This is a genomic window from Ilumatobacter sp. (assembly GCF_049588435.1).
Taxonomy (GTDB): Bacteria; Actinomycetota; Acidimicrobiia; order Acidimicrobiales; family Ilumatobacteraceae; genus Ilumatobacter_A.
The window spans coordinates 1-7,763 of the sequence record NZ_JBAVYV010000337.1; the positions used below are offsets into that span (position 1 = coordinate 1).

Annotated in this window: 11 protein-coding genes and 1 pseudogene; 8 read left to right on the forward strand and 4 right to left on the reverse strand. The window is 63.8% G+C overall.

Annotation, left to right across the window (positions count from 1 at the left end):
- Together WBV89_RS13030 and WBV89_RS13035 are read right to left on the reverse strand one after the other, a co-directional pair.
- A partial coding sequence (locus WBV89_RS13030; protein ID WP_423981783.1) for a maleylpyruvate isomerase N-terminal domain-containing protein occupies positions 1–203 on the reverse strand: 203 nt, incomplete at its 3' end.
- 84 nt (positions 204–287) lie between these two features.
- Positions 288–719: a DUF1801 domain-containing protein gene (locus WBV89_RS13035; RefSeq protein WP_423981784.1), complete on the reverse strand. Its 432-nt coding sequence runs from the start codon at positions 717–719 to the stop codon at positions 288–290.
- A gap of 342 nt (positions 720–1,061) precedes the next feature.
- Between WBV89_RS13035 and WBV89_RS13040 the strand changes: the two genes are divergently transcribed.
- On the forward strand, positions 1,062–2,057 hold the full coding sequence (locus WBV89_RS13040; protein WP_423981785.1) for a hypothetical protein: 996 nt from the start codon (positions 1,062–1,064) through the stop codon (positions 2,055–2,057).
- Between the two features lie 159 nt (positions 2,058–2,216).
- On the opposite strand, the gene WBV89_RS13045 is transcribed toward WBV89_RS13040, so the two are convergent.
- Positions 2,217–3,275 (reverse strand): alcohol dehydrogenase family protein, encoded by a 1,059-nt coding sequence (locus WBV89_RS13045; protein ID WP_423981792.1) that lies wholly within the window; start codon positions 3,273–3,275, stop codon positions 2,217–2,219.
- A 524-nt stretch (positions 3,276–3,799) separates the two neighbouring features.
- On the opposite strand from WBV89_RS13045, the gene WBV89_RS13050 reads away from it, so the two are divergent.
- Genes WBV89_RS13050 through WBV89_RS13060 form a run of 3 tightly spaced genes read left to right on the forward strand, consistent with a single transcriptional unit; the run spans position 3,800 to position 4,979 of the window.
- Positions 3,800–4,153 (forward strand): ArsR/SmtB family transcription factor, encoded by a 354-nt coding sequence (locus tag WBV89_RS13050; RefSeq protein ID WP_423981786.1) that lies wholly within the window; start codon positions 3,800–3,802, stop codon positions 4,151–4,153.
- Positions 4,150–4,599: an SRPBCC family protein gene (locus WBV89_RS13055; RefSeq protein WP_423981787.1), complete on the forward strand. Its 450-nt coding sequence runs from the start codon at positions 4,150–4,152 to the stop codon at positions 4,597–4,599. Before WBV89_RS13050 ends, WBV89_RS13055 begins: the two co-directional genes overlap by 4 nt.
- Positions 4,600–4,622: 23 nt before the next feature.
- Positions 4,623–4,979, forward strand: coding sequence for a VOC family protein (locus WBV89_RS13060; RefSeq protein WP_423981788.1), 357 nt, complete (start codon positions 4,623–4,625; stop codon positions 4,977–4,979).
- A 252-nt stretch (positions 4,980–5,231) separates the two neighbouring features.
- On the opposite strand, the gene WBV89_RS13065 is transcribed toward WBV89_RS13060, so the two are convergent.
- Complete coding sequence (locus tag WBV89_RS13065) at positions 5,232–5,795, reverse strand: GNAT family N-acetyltransferase (RefSeq protein WP_423981789.1); 564 nt, start codon at positions 5,793–5,795, stop codon at positions 5,232–5,234.
- 152 nt (positions 5,796–5,947) lie between these two features.
- On the opposite strand from WBV89_RS13065, the gene WBV89_RS13070 reads away from it, so the two are divergent.
- From WBV89_RS13070 to WBV89_RS13085, 4 genes and pseudogenes are all read left to right on the forward strand, one after another.
- Entirely contained in the window at positions 5,948–6,166 is a 219-nt protein-coding gene (locus WBV89_RS13070; RefSeq protein WP_423981790.1) for a ribbon-helix-helix domain-containing protein, read from the forward strand.
- Positions 6,163–6,513, forward strand: a complete 351-nt coding sequence (locus WBV89_RS13075; protein ID WP_423981793.1) for a type II toxin-antitoxin system PemK/MazF family toxin — start codon at positions 6,163–6,165, stop codon at positions 6,511–6,513. The genes WBV89_RS13070 and WBV89_RS13075 overlap by 4 nt, the downstream gene beginning before the upstream one ends.
- Before the next feature lie 294 nt (positions 6,514–6,807).
- The gene (locus WBV89_RS13080; RefSeq protein ID WP_423981791.1) at positions 6,808–7,308 is read left to right on the forward strand and encodes an RNA polymerase sigma factor; all 501 of its coding nucleotides are present in this window, start codon (positions 6,808–6,810) and stop codon (positions 7,306–7,308) included.
- Positions 7,309–7,468: 160 nt separating this feature from the next.
- Positions 7,469–7,763 (forward strand): annotated as a pseudogene (locus tag WBV89_RS13085) (hypothetical protein); the annotation flags it as partial.

Below are 7,763 nucleotides of genomic sequence, written 5' to 3' on the forward strand. Positions count from 1 at the left end.
CGGCAGCGGACCATCCCCGTGAAGAAGTCGAGCACGGACGTCCTGGTGCTCAACGAGAGATGAGCGACCACCTCGTGCACGTTCCAGTCGTCGCACAGCGACTGCGTCGACCAGGCCGCGGCATCGAGTTCTTCGAGCATGTCGCAGAGACGCGACCGCTCGATGCGAAGTGCCAGGTGGACATCGGAATCTGTCGCCGTCATCGTCGGTCGCCCAGGAGGTCGGGGCCGCATCGTCGCCGACACGTCATGGTCGTCATCGTCGTTTCCTTGCAGATGGTGCGGCCATCAGAACAACTCGTCGCCAGGCGCCGCGGCGGCTTGCCGGATCCAGTCTCGGAACTGGTCGTCGTCGATGTCGTCGACGGCCGCGATGTTCGAGTACCGAACCCGCTCGCTCTTCGACGTGCCCGGCGGCAGTGGATCGAGTTGTGAGCCGTTGAGCCACGTGACCTTCACGTACTTCGTGAAGCAGTGGAGGCTGAGGAACCACCCGTTGCCGTCGACGCCGTAGAACGGTGAGTTCCACCGGACAGCCTTGCGAACGTCGGGGACGATCTCGTCCACGAGGGCATCGAGGTGACGTCCGATCTCGCCTTTCCAGTCCGGCATCGCGGCGAGGTACGCCTGCACCGGAGCGTCGCCGTCGCCCTTGGGGATCTGCGGGTTCCCACCCGAAAGCAGCTTGACCTCACCGGTGATGTCGTCGCCTGTTGTCATGTCGGTGCTCCTCTCAGCAACGCTGTTGGATTCGGATCAGGGTCCCAGCCGGGTCCCGAACGGCACAATCGCACCGTCCGTGATTCTCATTCATCGGCTCGTTCACGACGGTACGCGATCCGTGGGGTGCGCACTTCTCGAATTCCGAACAGAACGAGCGGTGCCGACGATCGTGAAATACACTCGTTGTCGAAACGTCCTTGACATCATTTCGTAATAATTGTAACCTTTCCTCAACTTGACGGCGCGGGGTGGGGCGACCGTCGACACGGCGACTCGAATTCGAGTGTCGCCCCGTGTCGCTGCTCGAGCACCGGCACGTGCTGCAGATCTGGAGAGAGAATGCTCACCCACGAAACACTGGCCGATCGACCGAGCGCGCGACCGCTCGACACGAGCGAAGCGGATCCGTCCCGACCAGACCGCGCGACGCCGCCTCCGCAGATCGACGCTGATCATGCGGGACTCGTTCTCCTGCCGCTTCGCGTCTTTCTCGCTGCCGGATGGTTCCGTGCCGCCGCCGAGAAGCTGATCGACCCCGAGTGGTGGCGCGGAACCAAGCTGCGTGAATTTCTCGACGCCCAGCAAGGTTCCCAGCTGCCCTACTTCGAACCGATTGCCGAGAACGTCATCCGACCGTTCCCGACCGAGGTCGCCGTGATCGTCGTGGTCGTCCAACTCCTGATCGCTCTGTCGCTCGTGTTCGGCCGTCCGCTCCGCGTGGCCCTCTGGTTCGGGATCGTGCTGAACGTGGTGTTCATCATGATGGGTCGCGTCAATCCCTCGGCCTTCTACCTCTTCATGGAGGTGGCGCTGCTGTACGGCATCTCCGTCGGCGTGATCGGACGCACGCGGACTCGTCGTTCGATCCGCCCGGTGACGACGGTGACGGCCCTGTTGGTCCTGGCAGCAACACAAGCTCCGTTCATCCGAACGATCGAGCCGGCGCACGTGATCGACGACCCTGCCATGATGCTCACCTTCCTGTGTCTCGCCGCCGTGGCGACGACATTGCTCCGAGCACTCGCCATCGCGACATCCGCGTCGTCTGACAATCTGAAGCTGCCGTTCGCCACCGGCCTCACCGGATCGGAGGTGTTCGCCCTTCTCAGGGGCGAGTTCCCACGTCGGCGAACAGCCAGCCGAACCCACGCTGCAGCTGCACCCACCAGGTGGGCAGCGATGAAACCCGCGGCAGCAGCCGGTCCGATGCCGGCGAAGGTACCGGACAGCGTGCACGTGTCCGACGTGTCCCCGAGCTTGAACACATCTTCGGCTCGTCGAGATGGATTCGCCCGAGGCCCCCGGCGCGGGGTACGGATCGATTGGTCCGGCTGACCCATCGGATGGACCGGTACTGCCGGTCGCGCGTTCGCGGGCCGATGTCGATCCTCGCTGCTGAGATGCGGTGAGCCGAATTCCGACGAGTGTCATCCGCAATGACGTGGGCGGCCCGATGGTCGAGCTCGTCGCCACCATCGCCTGAGAACGGACCGCTCACCCCCGGTCGGGGGCGGCGACCGACATCACGATCTTGCCGATGTGGGTCTTGGACTGGAACATCGACTGTGCCGCGGCGATCTCGCTCAGCGGATAGGTGTGAGCGACGAGCGGTTGAAGCTGTTCGTCCTCGATGTACTTCACGAGGCGACCGAACACCTCCGGTTCGAGGACGGTGCAACCAAAGAAGCTCAGGTCCTTCAGGTACAGCGTCCGAACATCGAGCTCGACCAGCGGGCCTCCGATCGCACCCGCAACGGCGTAACGCCCACCGGAGCTCAACAGTTCGAGCAGCGATGGCCACTTCGGCCCAGCCACGAGATCGATGACGACATCGATGCTGTTCACGCCCACCTCGCGGATGTAGTCGGCGTCACGATCGACCGTGACGTCGGCACCGAGGTCCCTCAATTCCCGTGACTTCGCAGGGCTGGTGACAGCGATGACGTGCGCCCCCCGAATCTTCGCGAGCTGTACCGCTGCGGACCCGACTCCACCGGATGCGCCCGTGATCATGACCGAGTCGGTCGCTTGCACGTTCGCTCGCGTGAGCATGTTCTCCGCGGTCGAGTAGGAGCATGGAAACGACGCCAGTTCGATGTCGCTCAGTGTGCTGTCGATTCGGTAGCCATGGCGCGACGCGACGGTGGTGTATTCGGCGAATCCGCCATCGCACTCAGATCCGAGATACCACGGTGTCTCGAGTGTGCAACCATTCGCCTCCCGAAGGCACGGCTCGATCAGGACTCGCTGGCCAACGCGAGTCGGGTCGACCCCAGCGCCGACCGCCACGACGTGCCCGCAGACATCAGCTCCTTGAATACGCGGGAACGACAGCGCTCCACCTGACCAGCCGGCATCCGCCTCACCGGCGTCGCCCTTGGAGTACCACGCCGTGCGCGTGTTGATGTCGGTGTTGTTCACGCCGACTGCCTGAACGCGAACCAGGATGTCGCCATCGCGCACGTCGGGGAGCGGGAGATCATCGCGCCACTGCAGGCACTCAGGGCCTCCATGCCCGTTGAGCACCACGCCGGACATCGAGTTGGGCAGCATCACCGCTCATGTATAACCGGCGGGGTCGGGGACGAGGTCGCGGAGTTCGCCCCGTTCGCGATCGCGTCGGATCGAATCGCGGACGTACTCGCTGGTCGATCCGGGGCTGTGCTGGGATGGGGCCGTGGAACGAAGCGGTGTTCGATGCGAATGGGTCGAAGTGCCCTTCCACGTCCGAGCCGAAGTCGAACGCATGCTGGGCGCGAGCATCGTGGCCGCTCGCAACATCGATAACGGTTTCTCTCCCGGTCCGGCAGCTCGGTGCGCCATCACCGCCGCCCGAGCGAAGAACGTCCCATGGCAACGGATCGGTGAACTCCTCGGCACCTTCGCCCAAGCTGCCCAACGAGGATACGGCGCCGTCATCGCCGGCAGCTGATCTCGCGCACCTGAGCGATCGCCGACGTGCCGATCCAGAGCGGTCGAGAGTGATCGGTCCGATCGATGTTCTCAGCGCCGTCGACAAGAAGCGTCGTTCAAGTAAATGCTTGACCATCGGCTGTGAGTCTGTGATGGTGTAGCGCATGCTTGAGTTATCCGATCCGGTCCTCGATGGCGTGTTCAGAGCGCTCGCCAACCCGAGTCGCCGAGCGATGCTTGCCCGCCTCACGGCAGGCTCGGCGTCGCTGTCCGATCTGGCCGCTCCGCTCGACATGACCCTGTCGGCAGTCGAGCAGCACTTCAAGGTGCTCGAGCGTTGCGATCTGGTGCGTTCCGACAAGGTGGGCCGAGTCCGCACTTGTCGGCTTCAAGCCGACACCGTCCGCGAAACGGAGAATTGGCTCGGAGTGCTGCGAGCTGACTGGGAACGCCATCTCGATCGACTCGGCGACTTCCTCGACCAGACCGCCGACACGGCCGAGGAGGAGAACCGTTGAGTACTCGAAGCGTGACCCACGACACGTTCACCATCGAGCGCTTCTATTCAGCGGCGCCTCACCGTGTGTTCGCCGCATGGTCCGACCCGCAGGCGAAGGCCCGCTGGTTCTCACCGGACGCCGACGAACAGGTGCTCGATTTCCGAGTCGGCGGACACGAACGCAACCGGGGCGGCGGTCCCGCCGATGGACCCACCCTGGCGTTCGAATCGATCTACCACGACATCGTCGACGACGAACGCATCGTGTTCAGCTCGAACCTCTTGGCCGACGACCAGATCGTGACGGTCTCGCTCACCACCGTCGAAATGTCATCGGTCGACGGCGGAACACGGATGGTGCTCACCCAGCAGAACGCATTCCTCGACGGCCACGAACAACCCGACTGGCGCCGGGCCGGCACGACCGCACAACTCGACGCGCTCGGCACCGAATTCGACATCTGAACCGACCGAAAAGGGAGAACCCTGTGACCATCCAACACGCCCTCGCTGTGATCTCTGTGAGCGATTTCGACCGGAGCCACCACTGGTACCACGGCTTCTTCGACCGGCCCGCCACGAACGTGCCGATGCCCGGCCAGCTGGCCGAATGGCGAATCACCGACAACGGGTGGCTCCAGATGCACCGAGACACCGAACACTCCGGCCACAGCCTGTTCAACCTCGCCGTCGACGACCTCGACACCTTCGTCACCTCGCTCCGCGACCGGAGCTACGAGCCGAGCGATCCCACCGACGTCAACAACGGGGTCCGCATCTCATCGGTGGTCGACCCCGACGGCAACAACATCACCCTGATCGGACACTTCCGCGAGAACTACTGACAACACGCGCCACCAAGCAAGACCCTTGCCGCGAAAGGTTTCGGGATCAGGAAGCGAACAGGCCCAGGCGGCCTGATCGCTGATCGAAATCCAGGCGCGCCCGCCGATCGTCTACGTGCCGACTCACCGTGACCGGTCCCGGCTTGGAATTGCCGATCACGCTGACCGTCGACGTGGGTGGCGATCAGGATCGGTTGAGCACTGGGATGACGTTGAATATTTCCGAGCGGGTCGACGAGTGTCGACGTGCGGTCACGAACGCGAGAAGGCGGGTGCCGGATCGGAGGCGAGACGACTCCACATCACGACGTCGGGCTGGTCGTTCTGAATCGGCTCCCACGCTCGAAGCACGCCTTCTCGCTGGTAACCGCACTGTCGGGCGACACGTTGCGACGCATGGTTATCGAGGTGCGTGATGAGGTGGGCCCTGACGACCTGGTGCTCATCGAAGACCCACCTGGTCACCACGTCGAGCGCCTCGGCGGCAATCCCCTGGCCACGTACTCGATGGTCGAGCCAATAGAAGGTTTCCGCTCGCCGAAACGGCTCTTCGAGGTGAACGCCGATCTGCCCGGCGAATCGGAGGTCCGGGGGCATCGTGATCGCAAAACTGAACAGGCCCCGCGCCCAGAGTTCCAGTCGCCGTTCGATCCACTCCCGGGCCTGAGCTTCGGTCATGGCCTCGGGCATGAAGGTGAAGCGGGGGATGTCAGGGTCTTGACAGGACAGCGCGACATCGGATGCATCGTCGATCCGAAACGGTCGCAGGATCACCCGTGGACCGGTCAAGGACACTGTGGAAGGGAGTTCGACCACGCCACCAGTCTGGTCGATTTCAGCATCGGCGAGAAGGTGCCGATCAGGAGTAGCGATCGAAGGTGCCGGTACGAGCGGTGCGGGTGGGAGCCGTCGTGGTGGTGATATGCGCTGCGGCCGCGTGAAGATGCTACCGCTGGTAGCATGCTGGTATGAAGGTGAGTGTTTCTTTGCCCGATGAGGACATCAAGTTCCTCGACGACTACGCGGCGAGCAACGGAATGGCATCACGATCGGCCGCTGTCCACAAAGCGGTCCGGCTTCTTCGGTCATCCGGTCTTGGTGCTGCCTACGAGCAGGCGTGGGCAGAGTGGGCCACTGACGACGATTCAGCCGATTGGGCAACTGTCGTCAGCGACGGCGTCGCCTGATGAGGCGCGGTGAGATCCGCATGGTCGACCTCGACCCTTCACGCGGAGCGGAAGCAAACAAGTACCGCCCAGCGGTCGTCGTCAGCAACGACGGGGCGAACGCCACCGCCGAGCGCCTCGGTCGAGGTGTCATCACCGTGGTACCAGTCACCTCAAACACCGCCCACATCTATCCGTTCCAAGTCATGCTCGGCGCCGATTCAACCGGGCTGCCGCGCGACTCGAAAGCTCAGGCGGAACAAGTTCGATCGGTCGATGTCGAGCGCATCGGAGCGCTGGTGGGCACCCTCGATGGCCCTTTGCGGGCCGAACTCGACGAAGCACTTCGGCTCCACGTGGCGCTCTGACGCACGCCTACTCGTCGGTCCGAGGGGATTGTCAATCTTTGAGCGGGGCCAACCGATCGGACGTGCCTGATCTCGGATGGGTTGCTGGGGCCGCCAATCGTGAGCGATATTGGCTGGGGTTGCGACCGTTGAGCGCGTTGCGGGACCGACCATGCGACAGCAGAGTCCTGGCACGACCCGTAGTGCTGTGACCCGATGCGACCGAAGGGTCGGACGAAGTTTCGTCGGCGAACGCGAAGGATTTGGCTCGGTGAAACGAATGCTGTTGATGTGGGGTTCGAGAATCAGGCGCCGATGCTGACGCCGTCGGTGGATCGCTTCAGTGGGATGTATGCCTCGGCGTTGCCGGTCGTCTACGGCTTCGTCTCGTTGCGGGTTGGCGGCAACCGTTCACTCGCAGAGGATCTCACCTCTGAAGCATTCGCCGCGGCCGTTGCCGAATACCGGGCTGGACGCCCAGAGGTTGTCACGACATCGTGGTTGTGCACCGTTGCGAAGCGTCGAATCATCGACCACTGGCGACGCAAGAACGTGGCGTCGAAGAATGTCATCCCACTCGCCGGACGTGGTCTCGTCTTCGACGTACCGGAGACCGGTGAACGCGAAGCCGTGATCCAGGCACTTTCCGCGCTGACGTCGGAACAGCGCACCGCACTCGTCCTGCAACACGTCGAGGGCTACTCGATCGTGGAGGTCTCAGAAATCATCGGAAGATCCCACAAGGCAACCGAGTCGCTGCTCAGTCGGGCTCGACGATCTTTCCGTACTGCCTATTCGGAGGTCGACCGTGACTGAGCCCGACCCTCTCGACCGGCTGAGCCGGGTGGCGAATCAAGCAGAGGAGCCAGCCGCGGAGTTCAGCGACCGACTCCTCGACGAACTGCTCAGCGAGCTGACAGCGGACCGGACCGGACCGACCGGCTCATCCTTCGATCACCCCACCACAGAATCGACTGTGGATGCCATTCGGCTCAGCGCCGACGGCGACAAACCACGTCATCCGCACCGCAGCTGGATGTTCGTCGCAGCTTCCGTCGCGGTGCTTGCCCTCGTGGGCGGACTTACCTTCGCCGCGAACCGCGACTCCTCTGTCGATCCGGTGAACGAGCCCGCCGTCACCGTTCCGGACACCACCGACAATGACGGCGAGACCGCACCGGCTCCCGACGCCGAACAACAAGTCCCGGCGCCCGACCCCGCCGAGGCCGGCGACCCGGCGCCCACGACTGAGGCGCCGCAGGCACAGGACG